18 protein-coding genes and 1 riboswitch are annotated in these 21,511 nt (G+C 71.5%); of the genes, 9 read left to right on the top strand and 9 right to left on the bottom strand.

The genetic code is table 11. The features are described from left to right. Positions 1 to 68: 68 nt before the first annotated feature. From ACIQZN_RS17860 to ACIQZN_RS17840, 5 genes are all read right to left on the bottom strand, one after another. The gene (locus ACIQZN_RS17860; RefSeq protein ID WP_403994186.1) at positions 69 to 920 is read right to left on the bottom strand and encodes a ketose-bisphosphate aldolase; all 852 of its coding nucleotides are present in this window, start codon (positions 918 to 920) and stop codon (positions 69 to 71) included. A 65-nt stretch (positions 921 to 985) separates the two neighbouring features. Next, positions 986 to 1,930: a 1-phosphofructokinase family hexose kinase gene (locus ACIQZN_RS17855; RefSeq protein ID WP_403994183.1), complete on the bottom strand. Its 945-nt coding sequence runs from the start codon at positions 1,928 to 1,930 to the stop codon at positions 986 to 988. A 149-nt stretch (positions 1,931 to 2,079) separates the two neighbouring features. Then, positions 2,080 to 3,240 carry an N-acetylglucosamine-6-phosphate deacetylase gene (gene nagA / locus ACIQZN_RS17850; protein WP_403994180.1) on the bottom strand — a complete coding sequence of 387 codons (1,161 nt, stop codon included), beginning with the start codon at positions 3,238 to 3,240 and terminating at the stop codon, positions 2,080 to 2,082. Further along, positions 3,240 to 4,133, bottom strand: coding sequence for an ROK family protein (locus tag ACIQZN_RS17845; protein WP_403994493.1), 894 nt, complete (start codon positions 4,131 to 4,133; stop codon positions 3,240 to 3,242). The genes nagA and ACIQZN_RS17845 overlap by 1 nt, the downstream gene beginning before the upstream one ends. 215 nt (positions 4,134 to 4,348) lie before the next feature. Then, on the bottom strand, positions 4,349 to 5,257 hold the full coding sequence (locus ACIQZN_RS17840; protein WP_403994178.1) for an SIS domain-containing protein: 909 nt from the start codon (positions 5,255 to 5,257) through the stop codon (positions 4,349 to 4,351). 327 nt (positions 5,258 to 5,584) lie between these two features. Here ACIQZN_RS17840 and ACIQZN_RS17835 point away from each other — a divergent pair, with 327 nt between their 5' ends. From ACIQZN_RS17835 to otsB, 3 genes are all read left to right on the top strand, one after another. Beyond that, on the top strand, positions 5,585 to 6,802 hold the full coding sequence (locus tag ACIQZN_RS17835) for an ABC transporter substrate-binding protein (RefSeq protein WP_403994175.1): 1,218 nt from the start codon (positions 5,585 to 5,587) through the stop codon (positions 6,800 to 6,802). Positions 6,803 to 6,846: 44 nt separating this feature from the next. Next, complete coding sequence (locus ACIQZN_RS17830; RefSeq protein WP_403994173.1) at positions 6,847 to 7,107, top strand: DUF3263 domain-containing protein; 261 nt, start codon at positions 6,847 to 6,849, stop codon at positions 7,105 to 7,107. A 338-nt stretch (positions 7,108 to 7,445) separates the two neighbouring features. Further along, positions 7,446 to 8,279: a trehalose-phosphatase gene (otsB, locus tag ACIQZN_RS17825; RefSeq protein WP_403994170.1), complete on the top strand. Its 834-nt coding sequence runs from the start codon at positions 7,446 to 7,448 to the stop codon at positions 8,277 to 8,279. Here otsB and ACIQZN_RS17820 read toward each other — a convergent pair. Both ACIQZN_RS17820 and ACIQZN_RS17815 read right to left on the bottom strand, forming a co-directional pair. Then, on the bottom strand, positions 8,276 to 9,667 hold the full coding sequence (locus ACIQZN_RS17820) for a trehalose-6-phosphate synthase (RefSeq protein WP_403994167.1): 1,392 nt from the start codon (positions 9,665 to 9,667) through the stop codon (positions 8,276 to 8,278). The two genes, otsB and ACIQZN_RS17820, sit on opposite strands and share 4 nt — an antisense overlap. Before the next feature lie 64 nt (positions 9,668 to 9,731). Next, entirely contained in the window at positions 9,732 to 10,670 is a 939-nt protein-coding gene (locus ACIQZN_RS17815) for a glucosyl-3-phosphoglycerate synthase (protein WP_403994164.1), read from the bottom strand. Positions 10,671 to 11,130: 460 nt separating this feature from the next. Then, positions 11,131 to 11,257, top strand: a riboswitch (SAM riboswitch). 17 nt (positions 11,258 to 11,274) lie between these two features. Between ACIQZN_RS17815 and thrC the strand changes: the two genes are divergently transcribed. The 4 genes from thrC (at position 11,275) to groL (ending at position 15,380) form a co-directional block, all read left to right on the top strand. Then, on the top strand, positions 11,275 to 12,567 hold the full coding sequence (thrC, locus tag ACIQZN_RS17810; RefSeq protein WP_403994161.1) for a threonine synthase: 1,293 nt from the start codon (positions 11,275 to 11,277) through the stop codon (positions 12,565 to 12,567). Between the two features lie 28 nt (positions 12,568 to 12,595). Continuing rightward, complete coding sequence (locus tag ACIQZN_RS17805; protein ID WP_360853441.1) at positions 12,596 to 12,874, top strand: MoaD/ThiS family protein; 279 nt, start codon at positions 12,596 to 12,598, stop codon at positions 12,872 to 12,874. A gap of 367 nt (positions 12,875 to 13,241) precedes the next feature. Next, positions 13,242 to 13,448 (top strand): cold-shock protein, encoded by a 207-nt coding sequence (locus ACIQZN_RS17800; protein ID WP_003967346.1) that lies wholly within the window; start codon positions 13,242 to 13,244, stop codon positions 13,446 to 13,448. A 309-nt stretch (positions 13,449 to 13,757) separates the two neighbouring features. After that, positions 13,758 to 15,380 (top strand): chaperonin GroEL, encoded by a 1,623-nt coding sequence (groL, locus tag ACIQZN_RS17795; RefSeq protein ID WP_136201462.1) that lies wholly within the window; start codon positions 13,758 to 13,760, stop codon positions 15,378 to 15,380. A 105-nt stretch (positions 15,381 to 15,485) separates the two neighbouring features. On the opposite strand, the gene ACIQZN_RS17790 is transcribed toward groL, so the two are convergent. Continuing rightward, a complete protein-coding gene (locus ACIQZN_RS17790; protein ID WP_403994158.1) occupies positions 15,486 to 16,196 on the bottom strand; it encodes a TetR/AcrR family transcriptional regulator C-terminal domain-containing protein in 711 nt (236 codons plus the stop codon). A gap of 125 nt (positions 16,197 to 16,321) precedes the next feature. Here ACIQZN_RS17790 and ACIQZN_RS17785 point away from each other — a divergent pair, with 125 nt between their 5' ends. Next, the gene (locus ACIQZN_RS17785) at positions 16,322 to 18,019 is read left to right on the top strand and encodes a CocE/NonD family hydrolase (RefSeq protein WP_403994156.1); all 1,698 of its coding nucleotides are present in this window, start codon (positions 16,322 to 16,324) and stop codon (positions 18,017 to 18,019) included. A gap of 27 nt (positions 18,020 to 18,046) precedes the next feature. Here ACIQZN_RS17785 and ACIQZN_RS17780 read toward each other — a convergent pair whose 3' ends face one another. Continuing rightward, positions 18,047 to 18,967, bottom strand: a complete 921-nt coding sequence (locus tag ACIQZN_RS17780) for an SGNH/GDSL hydrolase family protein (RefSeq protein ID WP_403994153.1) — start codon at positions 18,965 to 18,967, stop codon at positions 18,047 to 18,049. A gap of 382 nt (positions 18,968 to 19,349) precedes the next feature. Here ACIQZN_RS17780 and ACIQZN_RS17775 point away from each other — a divergent pair, with 382 nt between their 5' ends. After that, on the top strand, positions 19,350 to 21,410 hold the full coding sequence (locus ACIQZN_RS17775) for a glycosyl hydrolase family 28-related protein (RefSeq protein WP_403994150.1): 2,061 nt from the start codon (positions 19,350 to 19,352) through the stop codon (positions 21,408 to 21,410). Positions 21,411 to 21,511: the final 101 nt, after the last annotated feature.

Genomic DNA, 21,511 nt, shown 5'->3' with positions numbered 1-21,511 from the left:
CCGTACGGCGTACGACTTACCGGCCCCCTCGCCTCCGGGCGAGGGGGCCAGCGCGTTTCCCGGTGCGCTCAGCCCATCAGGGCGAGGAAGCCGGCCACTGTGGCGGCCATGGCCTCGCGGCCGGGGGCGATGTACTTGCGGGGGTCGACGCCCGTGGTGTTCTCGGCCAGGTGGGCGCGGACGGCGCCGGTGAACGCGGTGTTCAGGGCGGTGCCGACGTTGATCTTGACCATGCCGGAGGCGGCGACGGCCTGGCGGATCTCGTCGTCCGGGACGCCGCTGGAGCCGTGCAGGACGAGCGGGACGGGGACGGCGGCGCGGAGCCGGCCGATCAGCTCGTGGTCGAGGGCGGCGGTGCGCTCGGTCATGGCGTGCGAGGAGCCGACCGCGACGGCGAGGGCGTCCACGCCGGTCGCGGCGACGTACGCGGCGGCCTCGTCCGGGTCGGTGCGGACGCCGGGGGCGTGGGCGTCGAGCGGGGCCTCGCCCTCCTTGCCGCCGACCTTGCCGAGCTCGGCCTCGATCCAGATGCCGCGCTTGTGACCCCAGGCGACGGCCTCGGCGGTGGCCCGGACGTTGTCCTCGTAGGTGAGCTTGGACGCGTCGAACATCACGGAGCCGAAGCCCTCGTCGTGGGCCTGGTGGAGCAGGTCCACGGACTCGACGTGGTCGAGGTGCAGGGCGAGCGGCGCGGAGGAGGTCCGGGCGACGGCGGCGGCGGCCGCGGCGACGGCGGTGAGCCGGCCGCCGTGGAACTTCACGGCGTTCTCGGAGATCTGGAGGATGGCGGGCGCGCCGGCGCGTTCGGCGCCGGTGGCGATGGCCTCCGCGTGTTCCAGGGTGATGACGTTGAAGGCGGCGATCCCGCGTCCCTGGGCCTGGGCGGCCGAGACGAGTTCACCGGTGCTGACGAGCGGCATTGCTGACCTCTGTTGTTTCTCCGGGCCCGGCGGGCGGGCCCGGTGTGCGGGGCGGGGCTCGGCGCTCAGGCCGCCCCCGCTGCGTGTTCCTCGATGGCGACGCGCGGCAGCAGCTCCTCGTACGCCGTGCGGTCGAAGTCGCCCGCGGTGGGGGCCAGCACGGTCGCCGTCGACAGTGCCACCGCCCGGCGCAGCCGGTCCGGCCAGCTCAGGGACTCCACGAGCCCGGAGAGCAGCCCGGCCACGGCGGAGTCGCCCGCTCCGGTCGGGTTGCCCTTGACGGGCGCGGGCGGCGAGGCCCGCCAGACGCCGTCCGGGGTGACGGCGAGCATGCCGTCCGGGCCGAGCGAGGCGATGACGCCGTGGGCGCCCCGGCGGCGGGCGTCGCGGGTGGCGCGCAGGGGCTCGCGGGAGCCGGTGAGCTGGGCGAGCTCGTCGGCGTTCGGCTTGATCAGGTCGGGGCGGGCGGCGATGCCCCGGCGCAGCGGTTCGCCGCTGGTGTCCAGGAGGACGGGGACGCCGGCGGTGCGGGCGAGCCGGACGAGTTCGCCGTACGCGCCGACGTGGATGCCGGGCGGGAGGCTGCCGCACAGGGCGACGGCGTCGGCGGTCTTCAGCAGTCCGGCGTACGCGTCGAGGAAGACGGCCCACTCGTCGGCGGTGACGTGCGGTCCCGCCTCGTTGAACTGGGTGGTGTCGCCGGTGGCCGCGTCGGCCACGGCGAGGGTGCGGCGGGTGTCGCCGGAGACGGGGACGAGCGCGTCGGTCAGGGTGGCCTTCTGCCGGGGGAGCGCGGCGAGCAGGTCGCGCAGGACGGTCCCGGTGGCCCCGCCGGCGAAGCCGGTGACGACGGTGTCGTGACCGAGGGCGGTGAGGACGCGGGCGACGTTGAGGCCCTTGCCGCCGGGGCGCTCGGAGAGGTCGGTGACCCGGTGGCTGGAGTGCGGCACGAGGGCGGGGACGGAGTAGGTCAGGTCGAGTGCCGTGTTCAGCGTGACCGTGAGGATCACCGCGGCCGCCCCTTCGCGTTCGTTCCGTGCTGCGCGCTGATTCCTTGCCGGAACGCGCTTTCCGTGCTGGTTTCCCAGGCGATCATGCCAAAGAGGGGGCGGTCGGCCCAGACCTCGGGGCCAACCGCCGTCTCTTCGTTACGTGGGAGTCAGCTCGTCGCGGTCTCGGGGCGGACGATCCACTCGCCCTTGCGCATGACGCCCTTGAGGCGGAACTCCTCGTCCAGAACGACCAGGTCGGCGTCCTTGCCGGGCTCCAGCGAGCCGACCTTGTCGTACACGCCGAGGAGCCGCGCCGGGTTGGCGGAGATGGACGTGACCACGTCCTCGACCGGGATGCGGTCGATGGTCACGGCGCGGTGGAAGGCGGTGTCCAGGGTGAGGGTGGAGCCCGCGATGGAGTTGCCCTCGACCAGCCGGGCGACGCCGTTCTCGACGTTCACGGCGAGCGGGCCGAGCTGGTAGCGGCCGTCGCCGAAGCCGGCCGCGTCCATGGCGTCGGTGATGAGGGCGACACGGTCGGCGCCCGCGTGGTGGTAGGCCAGTTCGAGCGCGGCCGGGTGCAGGTGCGTGCCGTCGTTGATCAGCTCGACGGTGACCCGCTCGTCCTCCAGGAGGGCGGCGATCGGGCCGGGTGCGCGGTGGCCGATGGCCGGCATCGCGTTGTAGAGGTGCGTGGCGACGGTGGCGCCCGCGTCGATCGCCTCGACGGTCTGCTCGTACGTGGCGTCGGTGTGGCCGATGGCCGCGATGACGCCGTGCTCGGCGAGCAGCCGTACGGACTCGATGCCGCCGGGCAGCTCCGTGGCGAGGGTGAACATCTTGGCGGTGCCGCGCGCCGCGTCCATCAGCTTGCGGACCTCGGCCGGGTCCGGGTGGCGCAGCAGGGCCTCGCTGTGGGCGCCCTTGCGGCAGGGGGAGATGAAGGGGCCCTCGAAGTGGATGCCGGCCAGGTCGCCCTGTTCGACCAGTTCCGAGAGGATGCCGGCGCGCTCGGCGAGGAAGTCCATCTCGCCGGTGACCGTGGAGGCGACGAGCGTGGTGGTGCCGTGCTCGCGGTGGGTGCGGACGCCGGTGAGGACCTCGTCCACGGTGCCGGAGGTGAAGGACGCGCCGCCGCCGCCGTGGATGTGCATGTCCACGAAGCCGGGGACGATCCAGTGGCCGGAGAGGTCCAGGACCGGGGCGTTCTCGGCCTGGGTGCCGGAGATGCGGGTGCCTTCGACGGTCACCCGGCCGTTCTCGACGGTGCCGGTGGGCAGTACCACCCGGGCCCCTGCGAGAACGGTGCTGTCTGCGCGTCCGGCCATCAGGCGGATACCTCCGTGGAGAGTAGATCCCAGGCGAGCAGCCCTGCGCCCAGGCATCCGGCGGTGTCCCCGAGGGCCGCCGGAACGATGTGGGGCAGCTTCTGGAACGTGACGCGTTCCTCGACGGCCGCACGGAGTGGTGTGAACAAGGTTTCCCCGGCCTCGGCGAGCCCGCCACCGATGATGAGCGTGCGCGGGTCCAGCAGGGTGAGCGCGGTGACGAGTCCGGCGGCGAGCGCGTCGACGGCGTTCTGCCAGACCTCGACGGCCTTCGGGTCGCCGGACTCGACGGCCTTGGCGCAGTCGGCGGCGTCCGCCTTCGGGTCGCCGGACGCGGCCGCCCAGGCGCGGCTGACGGCGGAGGCGGAGGCCAGGGTCTCCAGGCAGCCGCGCTGGCCGCAGCCGCAGTCCGGGCCGTCCGGCCGGATCACGATGTGGCCGATCTCGCCCGCGTAGCCGTGGGCGCCCTCCTCGATCGCGCCGGCGATGCCGATGGCTCCGGCGATCCCGGTGCCGAGCGGGATGAAGAGGAAGCGGTCGGCGCCCTGGCCCGCGCCGATCCGGCCCTCGGCGAGCCCGCCGGTGCGGACGTCGTGGCCGAGCGCCACGGGCACACCGCCGAGCCGCTCGCCGAGCAGCTGCCGCATGGGTACGTCGCGCCAGCCCAGGTTCGCCGCGTAGACGGCGATGCCCTTCTCCGCGTCCACGATGCCGGGCACGGCGACACCGGCCGCGAGGGCGCTCTCGCCGAAGTGCTCCTCGCCGTACGCGCGCAGGTCGGCGGCGAAGGCGAGGATCGACTCCACGACGGCGTCGGGTCCGCGCTCTCTGCCGGTCGCGCGCCGTGCCTCGTGGAGCAGGGCGCCGTCGGCCCCGACCAGTGCGGCCTTCATCCCGGTGCCGCCCACATCGAGGGCGATGACGTGTTTCACGTGGAACAGTTTCGCCCGAGCGACCCCAAAAGGTCTAGTCCACTAGTGCTGTTTGTTGCGCATCCATACAAAATCCCGGTACCGGTTACGGGGAAGGGCCCGGTTTGTCGAGAAGGCCGCCCGGGAAGGGCCCGGCGCCTGCCCGATACCGGGCCCGTTCCCCTTCCGTGCGGGCCCTACTCCGGCAGGATCACGCTGCGCGAGAGGTTGCGCGGGTGGTCGGGGTCGTACCCCTTCGACTCGGCCAGGACCACCGCGAGCCGCTGTGCGCGGATGAGGTCGGCCATCGGGTCCGCCGTCCGGTGGGCGACGAGCGTCCCGCCGACCGCCGCGACCTCGCCGGCCAGCCCCTCGGGCAGAGCGCCGAAGACCCAGGCCACCCGGTTCGGACCGGTGATCGCGATCGGGCCGTGGCGGTACTCCATCGCCGGGTACGACTCGGTCCAGGCGCCCGCCGCCTCGCGCATCTTCAGCCCGGCCTCCTGGGCGAGCCCGTAGGTCCAGCCGCGCCCCAGGAACGTCCACTGCTCGGCCGCGACCACCGCCTCGGCCAGCGGCTCGGTCACCGCCAGCTCCGCGTCGACCGCCGCCTCGGCCACGGTCTTCACGCCGGCCGGAAGCGGACCGGCCGCCTCCAGGCCCGCCCGCAGGAAGGCGAGGGCGGTCGTCGCGAACCGGGTCTGGACCACGGACTCCTCGTCCGCCCAGTCCAGCACCGCGACCGCGTCGGCGGCCTCCATGACGGGCGTCTTCGGGTCGCCGGTCAGCGCGACGGTGGGGATCCGCCCGCGCAGCTCGCCGAGGAGCGCCAGCACCTCGCTCGTCGTACCGGAGCGGGTGATCGCGACGACCCGGTCGTACGGCCGCCCCGCCGGGAATTCCGAGGAGGCGTACGCGTCCGTCTCGCCCTGTCCCGAGGCCTCCCGCAGGGCGGCGTACGCGATGGCCATGAACCACGAGGTGCCGCAGCCCGTGACGGCGACGCGCTCGCCCGGCTTCGGCAGCCCCTCGAACTCCGCGCCCGCCTGTGCGGCACGCCGCCAGCAGCTGGGCTGGGTGGCAATCTCAGATGCGGTACGCGACATGCGGAGCGGCTCCTTGCGGCTGGGCGCGGTCGGGGCGACGGGGCGGACCGGTACGAGAACTGACGTACCGTCGGTTAAAGGTCTGGACCAATAAGGCCCGTGCGTCGAGACCTACTTAGCAGCCGCCGAGGGCCCCGTGCAATGCTGCTGCGTTGTGGAAGCGATACCTCCGTGGTGTAGACCTCTATGCCGGTGGCGGGGAAAATCGCAGCTCACCCGGAGTGCTCCGCGCGGATGCGGGAGCCGAGGGCAGGGCAATCGACGAGGACGGACTGAGCTGTGCAGCGGCGTTACTTGGGACTGACGGCGGCTGTCGCCGTACTGGGGATGACGGCGACGCTGTCGGGCTGCGGCACGAGCGGCGGCTCCGGCGATGTGACACTGAAGCTGGTGGCGGCCGACTACGGCACGAGCGCGGCGAACAAGTCCGACAAGTACTGGGACGACGTCGCCCGCGGCTTCGAGTCGTCCCACCCCGGCATCAAGGTCGACGTGACCGTCCTGCCCTGGACCGACATCGACCGCGAGGTCGCCAAGATGGTCAAGGACGGCAAGGCCCCCGACATCGCGCAGATCGGCGCCTACGCCGACTATGCGAAGGCCGGGAAGCTCTACTCCGCCGACGAGATGCTGAGCATCCCCACCCAGGCCAACTTCCTGCCGAAGCTGATCGACGCGGGGCAGGTCAACCGCATTCAGTACGGGCTGCCGTTCGTCGCCTCCACCCGGCTGCTCTTCTACAACAAGAAGCTCTTCTCGCAGGCCGGCCTCGACGCCCCCAAGACCTGGAGCGACATAGCCTCCGACGCCGCCGCGCTCAAGCAGCGCGGGGTGTCCTACCCCTTCGCGCTGCCGCTCGGGCCGGAGGAGTCCCAGGCCGAGACCCTGATGTGGATGCTCAGCGGGGGCGGCGGCTACACCGATGAGGTCGGCTCGTACGACATCGCCTCCGAGGGGAACGTCAAGACGTTCGACTGGCTGAAGGCGCACCTCGTGGACAAGGGCCTCGTCGGTCCCGTCGCCCCCGGCAAGCTGAACCGTGCCAAGGCGTTCGAGGAGTTCTCGAAGGGGAAGGTCGGCATGCTCAACGGCCACCCCACGCTGATGGAGGAGGCCCAGAAGCAGGGCGTCCAGGTCGGCATGGTCCCGCTGCCCGGAGAGAACGGTCCCACCGAGGGGTCGATGGGTGTCGCCGACTGGATCATGGGCTTCAAGCAGAACGATCACCGGGTCGAGATCGGCAAGTTCTTCGACTACCTGTTCACCGACAAGAACGTGATCGAGTTCGCCGACATGTACGACCTGCTGCCGCCCACGAACAGCGCGTCGGCGGCGATGGAGGACGACGCGAAGTACAAGCCGCTGCACCAGTTCCTGGCGGCGCTGCCGGAGTCGGAGTTCTACCCGTTCGGCAAGACGTCCTGGGCGGCGGCGAGCGAGTCGATCAAGGAGAACATCGGCAAGGCGGTGGAGCCGGGGTCGAGCCCGCAGAGCGTGCTGGAGCGGATCGCGCGGGATGCGTCGCAGGCGGAGGCGGCGGAGTAGCCTCCGCGTTCCGTGTTGGCGGGGCGCGCCATATATTGGCTGATATGACCGCCCACCCCCCGAACGGCCCTGCCGAGTCCGCGCCGCTGTCCGATCGCGATCGGGCGGTGCTTGCGGTGGAGCGGCAGTCGTGGGCGGGGGCGGGGGTGAAGGAGCGGGCGATCCGGGAGCGGCTCGGGTTGTCGCCTACGCGGTATTACCAGCTGCTGAACGCGTTGCTGGATGACCGGCGGGCGCTCGAGGAGGACCCGGTGACGGTGAACCGCCTTCGGCGCGTCCGGGATGCCAGGCGGGGGCGGCGGTAGCGCAGCGCCTGCGGCGGGCCTGTTCCCCACCCCGCCCCTTCCCGAAACCGGGGCTCTGCCCCGGACCCCGCTGCTCAAACGCCGCAGGGGCTGGATTGCGGGGCTCCGCCCCGGGCCCCGCGCCTCAAGCGCCGGCGGGGCTTGGTTTTGCGCCGGGGTGGGTTTCGGGGCGCCGCCCCGGGCCCCGCGCCTCAAGCGCCGGCGGGGCTGATTTTTGCCCCTCGTCGCCGCAGATGTGCGGCGGCGGAGGCGAAAATCAAGCCCCTGCGGCGATTGAGCAGCGGGGGTACGGGGGCAGCGCCCCCGTGACGAGGGGGTGCGGGGATACGCTCAGGCGCATGGGCAGCCCACAGACAACCGCAGGCCGTGCCGGACTCGACGCCATCCTCGCCCGGCCGGCCGAGGCCCTCGTCGCGCTCGACTTCGACGGGACGCTGGCGGACATCGTGCCGGACCCGGAGCAGGCCCGGGCGCACCCCGGTGCCGTGGCGGCGCTCGCCGCCCTCGCGCCGAAGGTCGCGGCCGTGGCCGTGATCACCGGGCGCCCCGCCGACGTCGCCGTGCGGTTTGCCGGGGTCGCCGGAGTGGAAGGGCTCGACCACCTCGTCGTGCTCGGGCACTACGGGGCCGAGCGCTGGGACGCCGTGACCGGGGCCGTGCACGCCCCCGACCCACACCCGGGTGTCGCGGCCGTGCGCGCCGAACTCCCCGGCGTATTGGGGGAGTACGAGACCTGGATCGAGGACAAGGGCCACGCCCTCGCCGTGCACACCCGCCGCGCAGCCGACCCGCAGGCCGCGTTCGACGCGCTGCGCGGGCCCCTCGGCGAGCTGGCCGCGCGCCACGGGCTGATCGTGGAACCGGGGCGGCTGGTCCTGGAGTTGCGCCCGCCGGGCATGGACAAGGGTGTCGCGCTCACCGAGTACGTGCGCGAGATCGGCGCGACGTCCGTGCTGTACGCGGGCGACGACCTGGGCGACCTCGCCGCGTACGCGGCCGTGGAGAAGCTCCGGACACAGGACGAGGACGCCGTCCCGGGGCTGCTCGTCTGCAGCGGCAGCGCCGAGGTGCCGGAGCTCGCCGCCCGCGCCGACCTGGCCCTGTCCGGGCCCGGCGAGGTCGTCGCGTACCTGCGGGACCTCGCCGCCCGGATCGCCCAGGCCCCGTCCTAATCGCGCCGCAGCGCGTCCAGCTGGTCCAGGAACCACTGCTGCGGCGGCAGCGCGGTCGCCGCCTCGGCCAGGCGCTCCGTGCGCGCGGCCCGCACGTCGTCCGGGAGCGTCAGCGCCTCGTGCAGCGCGTCGGCCGTGGCCGAGACGTCGTACGGGTTGACCGTGAAGGCGTGCTCGCCCAGCTCCTCGTACGCACCGGCCTCCCGCGACAGGACCAGCGCGCAGCCCTCGTCGGAGACGACCGGGACCTCCTTGGCGACCAGGTTCATGCCGTCCCGGATCGGGTTGACGAGGGCGACGTCGGCCAGCCGGTACGCGGCGAGCGAGCGGGCGAAGTCGTCCTTGACGTGCAGGACGACCGGGGTCCAGCCGTCCGTGCCGTACGTCTTGTTGATCGCGTCGGCGACCCGCTGGACCTCCGCGGTGTACTCCCGGTAGACCGCGAGGTCCTGGCGCGAGGGGTAGGCGAAGGCGACGTGCACGACGCGTTCGCGCCACTCGGGGCGCTCGTCCAGCAGCGTGCGGTAGGCGTGGAGGCCCCGGACGATGTTCTTGGACAGCTCCGTCCGGTCGACCCGGACGACGGTCTTCCGGTCGGGCCCGATCTGCTCGCGCAGGGCCGCCATCCGCTCGTCCACGTCCGCCTCGTGCGCGCGGCCGCGCAGGAATCCGGCGTCGGCGCCCAGGCCGTGGACGCCGATGCGGGTGCGGCCGGTGCCGCCCAGGATCTCCGTACAGCAGCCGATGAAGGCGTCCGCCCAGCGGCGGGTCAGGAAGGCGGCGCGGTCGGCGCCGAGGATGCCGCGCAGCAGCTGTTCGGCGATGTCGTCGGGGAGCAGCCGGAAGTAGTCGACGGGCGCCCACGGGGTGTGCGAGAAGTGGCCGATCCGCAGATCGGGGCGGAGCTCGCGGAGCATGCCGGGGACCAGCGAGAGGTGGTAGTCCTGCACGAGGACGGCCGCGCCCTCGCCCGCCTCCTCGGCCAGCGCCTCGGCGAAGGCCCGGTTGTACGTCTCGAAGGAGGCCCACTGCCTGCGGAACTCCGCGTCGAAGACGGGCTCGACGGGCGTCTGGTACAGCATGTGGTGGACGAACCACAGCACGGAGTTGGCGATGCCGTTGTACGCGTCGGCGTGCACCGCGGCGTCGATGTCGAGCATCCGGACACCCGGCTCGCCGACCCCCCGCCGCACCGCCTCGCGGTCGCCGTCGCCGAGGGCGGCGCAGACCCACATCTTGTCGTCCACGGCGCTGAGGCCGGAGACGAGTCCGCCCCCGCCCCGTTTCGCTTCGAGGGTGCCGTCGTCGCCCACGGCGTACGTGACGGGGCCGCGGTTGGAGGCGACGAGGACCTGGGCAGCGGGCTGGGGGGCGTGCTCGGAGACCATGGCCGGAATCTAGCCCGAACCTGATCCGTCCAAACGTACGAAGCCGGACGGCGTGGGGTCGTGATCAGGCCGCGCGGCGTGCCACGTACTCCTCGATCTCGCACATGGGCGGCCTCTCCTGCGTGTCGACGGGGTACGTGCGGGGAACGAACCCGTCCGGTCCGCGTTCGTACTGGGTCAGCGAGGGGCGCACCAGATGGCCCCGGGAGAGCCGCACCTGCGCGGTGCGGTAGATCGCGGCGGCCATCCGGCCGAGCGCCCGGCCGTCCTGGTGGCGGTGGACGCGGACGCCGACGTCCACCTGGGCGAGGGCGTCGAGGCCCACGGTGTGCAGCGCGTCCACGAGCAGGCCGAGCTCGACCCCGTAGCCGACCGGGAACGGCAGCCGCTCCAGGAGCGAGCGGCGTACGGCGTACTCGCCGCCGAGCGGCTGGACGAAGCCCGCGAGGAGCGGCCAGTGCAGGTTCAGCAGGGGCCGGGCCACCAGCTCGGTGACGCGGCCGCCCTGGCCGGCCGCCTCGCCGAGCGGGCGGTCGTACATCGCCTTGACGAACTGCACCTCGGGGTGGGCGAGCAGCGGGCCGACGATGCCGGAGACGAAGTCGGCCGAGAAGTCCTTCAGGTCCGCGTCGATGAAGCACAGGATGTCGCCGCTGGTCACCAGGAGCGACCGCCACAGCACCTCGCCCTTGCCGGGGACGGCCGGGAGGCGGGGCAGGATCACGTCGCGGTGGACCACCCGGGCGCCCGCGCGGCGGGCGACCTCGGCGGTGGCGTCCGTGGAGCCCGAGTCGATCACGACCAGCTCGTCGACCAACGGAATGCGCTCCATCAGCTCGTGCCGGATCGTGGCGACGATGTCGCCGACGGTCGCGGCCTCGTTGAGTGCCGGTAGAACGACGCTCACGCCCGTACCGCCGGCGGCGGCCCGCACGCTCTCCGGCGGATGGTCGGCGGCCGACCAGGAACGCCTGGTCAGCCAGCTTTCGACCTCTTCGAGCACGGTCGATACTCCCTGTATTTGAATCCTCCCCCAGCTGACGCAGGGGGATTCCTGGCTCACGCCGCCTGCGGGTCAGCGACCCGGCAGGTCTTCCACGATCAACGCCAGCCGGGACGAAACCTGCCCGGTTTGGTACGGCAAAGCTTGGTGGTGAGTGTGCCGTCTTGGTTCTCGATCAGCACGCGTGCGGAGCTTGGTTCTCGCACCGCACGCTGGCCAGCGTACCCGATCATGTGGGCGTCTTTCGTTCTGGTGTGAAGGCCGTTTCCTGCCCTGCTTCGCAGGGGCCCAATTCCTCCCCGGTCCGGGCATCCGGGGCGGCTCTGTGATCCATCTCGCGGTACGGACGGCTATCTCACCCGTCCGGTCCTTCGGTTACAGTCTTGAACAACGCGGACGGCTATCGCATGCCGGGGTCGGTCCGCCGACAAATGCGCGGATCCATGATCCGTTGCCACAGCGCTCATCCAGAGGGACAGAGGGAACGGCCCGTTGAAGTCCCGGCAACCCTCCTGCCGACCGCGAGGTCAGGTGGGGAAGGTGCCAATTCCGTCTCGCGGCGAAACGCGCCGTGAGGAAGATGAGGAGAAAGGGCCTCGCCATCATGGCTGTTGAAACCATTGCAGCAAACACCGAATCTTCCGTGGACCTCGGTCCCGCCGCGGCTCTTTCCTGTCGCGAATGCGGTGAGCGGTTCGCACTCGGTCCCATTTTCGCCTGCGCGTCCTGTTTCGGGCCGCTCGAAGTGGCGTACGACCTGCCGAGCGGCTCCTCCGACGAGCTGAAGAAGCGCATCGAGGCCGGCCCGAACAACATCTGGCGCTACGCGCCGCTGCTGCCGGTGCCCGCCGATGTGGCCGACAAGCCCAATCTCAACCCCGGCTTCACCAAGCTGGTCAAGGCCGACAACCTCGCCCGCGAGCTGGGTGTGACCGGCGGCCTGTACGTGAAGGACGACTCCGGCAACCCGACGCACTCCTTCAAGGACCGCGTCGTGGCCATCGCCGTCGAGGCCGCCCGCGCCTTCGGTTTCACCACGCTCTCCTGCTCCTCGACCGGCAACCTCGCCGGTGCGGTCGGCGCCGCCGCCTCGCGGGCGGGCCTGCGCTCCTGCGTGTTCATCCCGCACGACCTGGAGCAGGGCAAGGTCGTCATGGCCGCGGTGTACGGCGGTGAGCTGGTCGGCATCGAGGGCAATTACGACGACGTCAACCGCTTCTGCTCCGAGCTCATCGGCGACCCGCTCGGCGAGGGCTGGGGGTTCGTCAACGTGAACCTGCGTCCGTACTACGGCGAGGGTTCCAAGACGCTCGCGTACGAGATCTGCGAGCAGCTCGGCTGGCAGCTGCCCGACCAGATCGTCATCCCGATCGCGTCCGGCTCGCAGCTCACGAAGATCGACAAGGGCCTCCAGGAGCTGATCAAGCTCGGCCTGGTCGAGGACAAGCCGTACAAGATCTTCGGTGCCCAGGCCGAGGGCTGCTCCCCGGTCTCCACCGCCTTCAAGGCCGGTCACGACGTGGTCCGCCCGCAGAAGCCGAACACGATCGCCAAGTCCCTCGCGATCGGCAACCCGGCCGACGGCCCGTACGTCCTGGACATCGCCCGCCGCACCGGCGGTGCCGTCGAGGACGTCAACGACGAGCAGGTCGTGGACGCGATCAAGCTGCTGGCCCGCACCGAGGGCATCTTCGCCGAGACGGCGGGCGGGGTGACGGTCGGCGTGACGAAGAAGCTGATCGACGCCGGCCTGCTCGACCCGGCGCTCACCACCGTCGTCCTGAACACGGGTGACGGCCTCAAGACGCTGGACGCGGTGGCCGACACCTCGCAGGCGACCGCCACGATCCGCCCGAGCCTCGACGCCTTCCGCGCCGCCGGACTCGCCACCAGCTGACCACCCGAGACTTCAGGAAGGCACCGCCATGAGCGTCAAGGTCCGCATTCCCACCATCCTCCGCACCTACACCGGCGGCCAGGCCGAGGTTCCGGCCGAGGGCGCGACCCTCTCCGAGGTCATCGCCTCGCTGGAGAAGGACCACCCGGGCATCGCCGCCCGCGTGCTGGACGACCAGGGCAAGCTGCGCCGCTTCGTCAACGTGTACGTCAACGACGACGACGTGCGCTTTGAAGGCGGCCTCGACGCGGTCACCCCGGACGGTGCCGGCGTCTCGATCATCCCCGCAGTGGCCGGCGGCTGCTGAGCCCGAGGCTTCGCCCAAGACTCCGTAGCGTCACCGTAATTGCCCCCTCCGCGAGAGAAGCGGAGGGGGCAATTCTGCATGGTTGAGCGGGGTAGAGTGTGGGAAGTCCCCTTCGCTGCCCGTGCCCCTCGCATATGAGAATGCGCCGCGCCACGATCAGAAGCAGCCAATGTGCCTGCGCCTCTTGCGCCTTAAGTCGCCTTTGCCGGGCCCGACTTGCCCCGCAATCTCATGAATTCCTCATATTCGGGCGATCGGTGCCGCGCAGAATTGTCGTCCAATTGACCTGTTGCAGAGGGCAGTTGGGCAGATACATTCAGCCGCGGTCGACGCGCTTCGGCGCACACACGTTACAGGGGAGTTGGGCATGGCTCAGGGCACCGTCAAGTGGTTCAACGCGGAGAAGGGGTACGGCTTCATCGCGGTCGACGGTGGTGCGGATGTATTCGTCCACTACAGCGCGATCCAGATGGACGGTTACCGCACCCTCGAAGAAGGTCAGCGGGTCGAGTTCGAGATCTCGCAGGGCCAGAAGGGGCCGCAGGCGGACATGGTCAAGCTCGCCGTCGGCTGAGCCCGGCACGGCACGTCGGCCGCGACGCCACGCACGTACGAAGGGTCCGTACCTATAGGGGTACGGACCCTTCGCGCTGCCCGGGCGCGCCCCCGGGGTTGTCCACATGCCGAAGGCGACGCTTGCACTCGACGGGGTCGAGTGCTAATCATTGGGCTTAGCACTCTCCAGGTGAGAGTGACAGAATTTTGGACCGGGCCGGTGAGGCCCGCAGGCCAGGCGGGAAGGAACCGCAGGGCACGCAGGCCGTCCGTCGCGGGCGCCACTCGGTCCGGAGCAATCCACCCCTGTCCGGGAGGACCACTTCACATGGCCAAGATCATCGCGTTCGACGAGGAGGCCCGGCGCGGTCTCGAGCGCGGCATGAACCAGCTCGCCGACGCCGTCAAGGTCACCCTTGGCCCCAAGGGTCGCAACGTCGTCCTCGAGAAGAAGTGGGGCGCCCCCACGATCACCAACGATGGTGTTTCCATCGCCAAGGAGATCGAGCTGGAGGACCCGTACGAGAAGATCGGTGCGGAGCTGGTCAAGGAGGTCGCCAAGAAGACGGACGACGTCGCCGGCGACGGTACGACCACCGCCACCGTTCTCGCCCAGGCGCTCGTCCGCGAGGGCCTGCGCAACGTGGCCGCGGGTGCGAACCCGATGGCTCTCAAGCGGGGCATCGAGAAGGCCGTCGAGGCCGTCTCCGCCGCCCTCCTGGAGCAGGCCAAGGACGTGGAGACCAAGGAGCAGATCGCTTCGACCGCCTCCATCTCCGCCGCCGACACCCAGATCGGCGAGCTCATCGCCGAGGCCATGGACAAGGTCGGCAAGGAAGGCGTCATCACCGTCGAGGAGTCCCAGACCTTCGGTCTGGAGCTGGAACTCACCGAGGGTATGCGCTTCGACAAGGGCTACATCTCGGCGTACTTCGCCACCGACATGGAGCGCATGGAGTCGTCCCTGGACGACCCGTACATCCTGATCGTGAACTCCAAGGTCAGCAACGTGAAGGACCTCCTTCCGCTGCTGGAGAAGGTCATGCAGTCCGGCAAGCCGCTGCTGATCATCGCCGAGGACGTCGAGGGCGAGGCCCTGTCGACCCTGGTGGTCAACAAGATCCGCGGCACCTTCAAGTCCGTCGCCGTCAAGGCCCCGGGCTTCGGCGACCGCCGCAAGGCCATGCTCGGTGACATCGCCATCCTCACGGGCGGCACCGTCATCTCCGAGGAGGTCGGCCTCAAGCTGGAGAACGCCGGTCTGGACCTGCTCGGCCGCGCCCGCAAGGTCGTCATCACCAAGGACGAGACGACCATCGTCGACGGCGCCGGTGACAGCGACCAGGTCCAGGGCCGCGTCAACCAGATCCGTGCCGAGATCGAGAACTCCGACTCGGACTACGACCGCGAGAAGCTCCAGGAGCGCCTGGCGAAGCTGGCCGGCGGCGTGGCCGTCATCAAGGCCGGTGCCGCGACCGAGGTCGAGCTGAAGGAGCGCAAGCACCGCATCGAGGACGCGGTGCGCAACGCCAAGGCCGCCGTCGAGGAGGGCATCGTCGCCGGTGGTGGCGTGGCTCTGCTCCAGGCTTCGGCCGTCTTCGAGAAGCTGGAGCTCTCGGGCGACGAGGCGACCGGCGCCAACGCCGTCAAGCTCGCGCTTGAGGCCCCGCTGAAGCAGATCGCCGTCAACGGTGGTCTTGAGGGTGGCGTCGTCGTGGAGAAGGTCCGCAACCTGCCGATCGGTCACGGCCTCAACGCCGCGACCGGCGAGTACGTCGACATGATCGCCGAGGGCATTCTCGACCCGGCGAAGGTCACGCGCTCCGCCCTGCAGAACGCCGCGTCGATCGCCGCGCTGTTCCTCACCACCGAGGCCGTCATCGCCGACAAGCCGGAGAAGGCCGCCGCGGCCGCTCCGGGCGGCATGCCGGGCGGTGACATGGACTTCTGATCCTGACGGATCGGTAGTTCCAGCAGTACCAAGACACCGGCCCCCGGGGATTCGTCCCCGGGGGCCGGTGTCGTTGTGTGTCCGCGTACGTGTACGAGTGGGAGCTCAGCCCGCGTCGAGGCCGTCCACGAGGCGGGTGAGGAAGCGGTCGAACATGGCGTCCGGGGTGACGGGCCGGCCGGCCGTCGCCAGGGCCTCCGCCAGTTCCGGATGGTCGCCGTCCGCCGCGACCTCCGCCAGGTACCGCGCCTCGGCGGCCGCGCGGCCGGGGTTCTGGGCGCTCCGGGCCTGGCCGACCTCGTAGCCCACCTGGGCCGCCACGAACGAGGTGAGCTGGGCGAAGACCTCTAGGCGTGCCGCACCGTCGAGCCCGCTGGGCCGCAGGGCGGTCAGCGCGTGCTCCACGAAGGCGAGCGTGCGGGGGCCCAGGGTGCGGCGGGTCTGCACGGCGGTGGGCAGCCAGGGGTGGCGGAGCATGTTCGCGCGCTGGTGGCGGCCGATGGTCTTGAGGTCCGCGCGCCAGTCGCCGGTGAGCGGGCCGGACGTCGGCAGCTCGCCGGAGACGTGGTCGATCATCAGGTCGAGCAGCGTCTCCTTGTCGGGGGCGTAGCTGTACAGCGACATGACGCCGGCGCCCACCTCCGCGGCGACCCGCCGCATGGTGACCGCGTCGATGCCCTCGGCGTCCGCGACGGCGACGGCGGCGGCCGTGATCGTTTCGCGGCTGAAGGCGGGTCTGCGGCCTCGCCGGGGCCGGTCCTCTTCCCGCCAGAGAACGCGTGGATCGATGCCTCCGGCACCTTCGGTGCGGGTCACGTGCTCAGCCTCTCTCACCCGGGTCGCCTCCACAGGCCATCCAAGCATCCAGTATTCTCGTACTTAGTACGAGAATAGAGCGCGGGTCTCCCGCGCCGCCGCATGACGTACCGATGGAGGCGAAGATGACCCGACCGACGCACGACGCCCGCCCCCGGGCCGCATGGACGCCGTCGTCCGCGAAGCCGCCGCTCGCCTCCCGGCTGATGCGCGCCTCCTGGCGCGGCCTGCCCGCCGCGCGCCACCAGGTGGGCGTCGAGCGCGGCCTGACGGTTCCCGCCGCCGATGGCAGCCCTCTGCTCACCGACCACTACTTCCCGCGCGCCGAGGGCGACTTCCCGACCCTCCTGGTCCGTACGCCGTACGGGCGGGGAGTGCCGTGGTCCCCGCAGTACGGCGTCCTCTTCGCCGAGCAGGGCTTCCATGTCGTCCTTCAGAGCTGCCGGGGCACCGGAGGCTCGGGCGGCGACTTCCACCTCTGGCGCAACGAGCCCGCCGACGGCCTCGCGGCGGTCGCCTGGCTGCGCGAACAGCCATGGTTCGACGGGCGGTTGGGCACCGTGGGCCCCAGCTACCTCGGGTACGTCCAGTGGGCTCTGGCCCTCGATCCGCCGCCGGAGCTGAAGGCCATGGTGGTGCAGGTGGGGCTGCACGATCCGTACGCCCTCTTCCACACGGACGGCGTCCTCAACCTGGAGACCGCGCTCGCCGTGGGCGCCGGCATGACGTACCAGCACCGGGGTATGGGCGCCTTCGTCCGGGCGACCCTGCGCCTCCAGCGCCGGCTGCGCTCCGCCGTCACCGCGCGTCCGCTGCGCGGGGCGTACGCGGACGCGCTCGGCGGTGAGATCCCCTGGCTGGACGAGGTGATGGCCCACCCGGACGCGGACGACCCGTACTGGGAGGGCGCGTCCCTGGCCGGGGCGGCGGAAGGGGCGGCCGGCCGGGCCCCCGTGCCCACCGCCCTCGTCACCGGATGGCACGACGCCCTCGTGGACCAGACCTTCGCGCAGTACGGCCGGCTGCGCCGGGCGGGCGGCGAGGCGGCCCTGCTCGTCGGCCCGTGGACCCACACCTCCGCGCTCCAGGCGGGCTGGGCCGAGGTGTTCACCGAATCCCTGGCCTGGCTCCGGGCCCACCTGTGCGAGGACCCGTCCGGTCTGCGCCCGACGCCGGTACGTGTGCACGTGGGCGGCGCGGGGGCGGGCGCCCGGGACCTGGACGCGTGGCCTCCGGTCGCGGCCACGGCCTCCTGGTACCCGACCGCCGACGGCCACCTCACCCGCGAGGCCCCCACGGACACCGCCCCCGTCGCCGCCTTCCGCCACGACCCGGACGACCCGGTGCCCACGCTGGGCGGCGCGCTGCTCTCCCGTACCGCCGGGGCGCGGGACAACGCGTCGCTGGAGGCGCGCGCGGACGTCCTCACGTTCACCGGGCCCGCCCTGGCCGAACCGCTGACCGTCCTCGGACCGGTCTCCGCCCGGATCAGCGCCGCCACGGACACGGGGCACGGCGAGGTGTTCGTGCGGCTGTGCGACGTGGACCCGGAGGGCCGGTCGGTCAACGTCTGCGACGGCCTGGTCCGGGTCCGCACCACGGGCACGGACCCGGTCCACGTCACGGTCCCGATGACCCCCGCCGCCCACCGCTTCGCCCCGGGCCACCGCATCCGCTGGCAGCTCGGCCCCGCGCCCCATCCGCGCTACGCGCTGAACCCGGGCACGGGGGAGGCCCGGATCGACGCGATGGAGTTCGTACCCGTACGGGTGACGGTGCACGCGGACTCGGAGTTGACGCTGCCGGTGGGGCCGACCGGGTAGGGGGCGCGCCCGCGCGGGCGCCCGCGATCAGTGGCGCCCGGCGCCCCTGCCGAGGGTCTTCAGGAGGGCCTGTGCCATGACCTCCTCGCCCTTCGCGTTGGGGTGGGCCGGAGCGGCGGGCGCCGCCGGGCTCAGCGGCTCGATCCACCGGTCGGCGGGCGCCTTGCACATGTCGTGGCCCACCGTCGGCCCGTAGGTGTCCACGTAGTCGGCCCGGTTCAGCAGCGCCACCGCGCGCAGCATCAGGTTGAGGCGCTTCTCCGTGTCCCGCAGGTACGGGAAGTCCTTCGCGGCGAACGGGACCTGCGGGTAGCAGCCGGTGCCGTCCTCGGGAAGGAGGTCCGGGTAGCCGACGACGACCACGCGCGCGTGGGGCGCCTTGCGGTGCACCTCCCGCAGTACGCGGGCGACCTTGGGGGCCGTCTCAAGGATCTTCAGCGTCAACTGGTCGTACCCCTTGGCCCCGTAGTACTGCTTGCAGGGGCTGCCGGCGAGGTCCTTGGCGCTGAGGGTGGCGCAGGTGCCGATGATGGAGCCGAAGCCGACGTCGTTGCCGCCGATCTGAAGGGTCACGAGGTCCGTGTCCTTCTTCACCGCGTCCAGCTGCGGTCCGTTGGTGCCCTGGGCCTGCCACATCTCGGCGGTCGTCGCACCGCCGCAGCTCACGTCGGTGAACGAGGCGACGTGGCGCTCGCGCGCGGTGATCGACGGGTAGTTGTGGTCGGACCGGGCGCAGTTGGCGTCGACCTGCGTGGGTATCAGGGGGCCGGACGTGTAGGAGTCGCCCAGCGCCACGTAGGAGGTGCGGGGCGTTCCGTGCGTCCCTCCTGTCGCGGCCGAGGCCGTGCCGGTGAAGCCGGCGGTGAGCGCGCAGCTGCTCAGCGCGGCCAGTGCGACGGCGGTGCGTCGCTTGGATACGGCCCGGCCCGGACGCGTCCGATGCATCATCAATGCCCTCCCCAGAAATTCCGACAGTCCGCGGACGGGCGGCGGCGACCGGGGCGCACGGGGCGTCAGAAGCCACCCGGCCGCTCGGCGGCTCGTGCCCGGCGGACCCAACCTCGCCTGTATACCGGCCAGTAGGCCGTGAGACCAGTGATCGGACGGACAAGGTCCGGACAGGCTCGGGCGCCCGACAGAACCTTGCGCTTCTTGCGCAAAAAAATGACAGCGCAACGCACTTGCTCTGCACTTGCTCGGAAAAATGGCTGCACGGAGCTTGTGGGCGCGTGGGTGTCCGCCCTACTGTCGGCTCACTCATGACGGCGGCGACTCCCCACGCGCGCACGGCCGTTGAGCTCCGTCGTTCCCTCAGAGAAACGGGCATGCGATGTCACGGAAGATCGCCGCTGTCGCGGCGGCGGTGCGAAGACCGCGTCGGGCCGGGCTGTACGCGTCCACGGTCGCCTCGGTGACCGCGGCCGCCGTCGGGTTCGGGGTGCTGGCCGGTGCGCCCGCGCTCGCCGGCCCCCGGCCCGCCGCCGCTCCGGCCCCGGTCGTCACGCGCGCCGCGCTCGACCCCGCGCTGGTGCAGGGGCGGGGCGCCAAGGTGGCGTTCGCGGAGCAGGAGGCCGAGAACGCGGCCACGAACGGCACGGTCATCGGCCCCGACCGGGACGCGTACACGCTGCCGTCCGAGGCGTCGGGGCGCAAGGCGGTCAAGCTGGCGCCCGGGCAGCACGTGGAGTTCACGCTGCCCGAGGCGGCCAACGCGATCACCGTGCGCTACAGCATCCCGGACGCGCCGGGCGGCGGCGGGATCACGGCGCCGCTGGACGTCTCGGTGAACGGCTCCAAGCGGTCCACGATGACGCTGACCTCGCAGTACTCCTGGCTGTACAACCAGTACCCGTTCTCCAACGACCCGGGCGCCGGGCTCCTCCACCCCGACTGGTGGATCACCGAGTGCGGCTGCGTCCCCGCCGACACGACGCCCGCCCCGGTCGTGGACAAGCCGTTCCGGCCGAGCCACTTCTACGACGAGCAGCGCCTCCTGCTCGGCCGTACGTACCGCGCGGGCGACACCGTACGGCTGACCGTGCCGGCCGGGAGCCGGGCCGCGTGGACGGCGATCGACCTACTGGACTCCGAGCGCGTCGGGCTGCCGCACGTCGAACTCCTCGCCGCCAACGTCCTGGCGTTCGGCGCCGATCCGACCGGGCGGCGTGACGCGGCGGGGGCGATCGAGAAGGCGATCGCCTTCGCCCGGCGCACCCATCTGAAGGTGTACATCCCGCCGGGGACGTACCGCGTCGACCGGCACATCGTCGTGGACGACGTCACGATCACCGGCGCCGGCAGCTGGTACACGACGATCAAGGGCCGTGAGGTGGCGCTCGACGAGCCCGCCGCCGACGGGTCCACGCACACCGGCGTCGGCTTCTACGGGAAGCCGGCGGCCGAGGGCGGCAGCCGTAACGTGCATCTGTCCGGCTTCGCCATCGAGGGCGACGTGCGCGAGCGCATCGACACCGACCAGGTCAACGCGATCGGCGGCGCGATGAGCGATTCGACCATCTCGGGCCTGCATATCAGCCACACCAAGGTCGGCATGTGGTTCGACGGCCCGATGAAGAACCTGAAGGTCTCCGACACCGTGATCGTGGACCAGATCGCGGACGCCATCAACTTCCACACGGGCGTGACCGATTCGCGCGTCACGAACACCTTCGTACGCAACTCGGGCGACGACGGCCTCGCCATGTGGGCCGAGAAGACCACCAACGCCCGCAACACCTTCGACCACAACACCGTGCAGACCCCGGTCCTCGCCAACGGCATCGCGGTTTACGGCGGCAGCGACATCACCGTCTCCGACAACCTCGTCGCCGACCCGGTCCGCGAGGGCAGCGCGCTGCACCTCGGCTCCCGCTTCGGCGCCGAGCCCTTCGCCGGGAAGGTGGAGCTCGCCCGGAACACCACGGTCCGCGCGGGCACGTTCGAGCTGAACTGGAAGATCGGGCTCGGCGCGCTGTGGGTCTACGCCCTGGACCGGAGCATCGACGGCGCCGATATCCGGGTCACCGGCAACGACTTCCTGGACAGCACGTACAACGCGGTCATGCTGGTCTCGGACTGGGGGGTGAAGGACCAGTACGTCATCAAGAACATCCACTTCAAGGACATCAGGGTGGACGGCACGGGCACCTCGGTGCTGAGCGCCCGCGCGGCGGGCGGCGCCACCTTCGAGAACGTGGACGCGCGCAACGTGGGCGCGGTGGGCGTCAACAACTGCGGCTCGTTCAACTTCCCTTCCACGGGGTCGGAGTTCGGCCTCACGGACCTGGGCGGCAATGACGGCGGCTGGCTCGCGCCGTGGCTGCTGCCCAACACGATCACCTGCGACGACCGCCCGGCGGTGGTCCCGCCTCCCGCTCCCTCCGGGTGGTGACGCGCAGGTCCTAGTCGGTGGCCGGTCCGGGCGGACCGGCCACCCCGGATCCGTGAGACCGCTGCGGCCGGATACGTACCGTGGTGCTGTCCCCAGAGGTC

The sequence above is a fragment of the Streptomyces sp. NPDC097595 genome (assembly GCF_044761525.1).
Lineage (GTDB): Bacteria > Actinomycetota > Actinomycetes > Streptomycetales > Streptomycetaceae > Streptomyces > Streptomyces drozdowiczii_A.
This window is presented reverse-complemented; position numbering and strand designations above follow the sequence as displayed.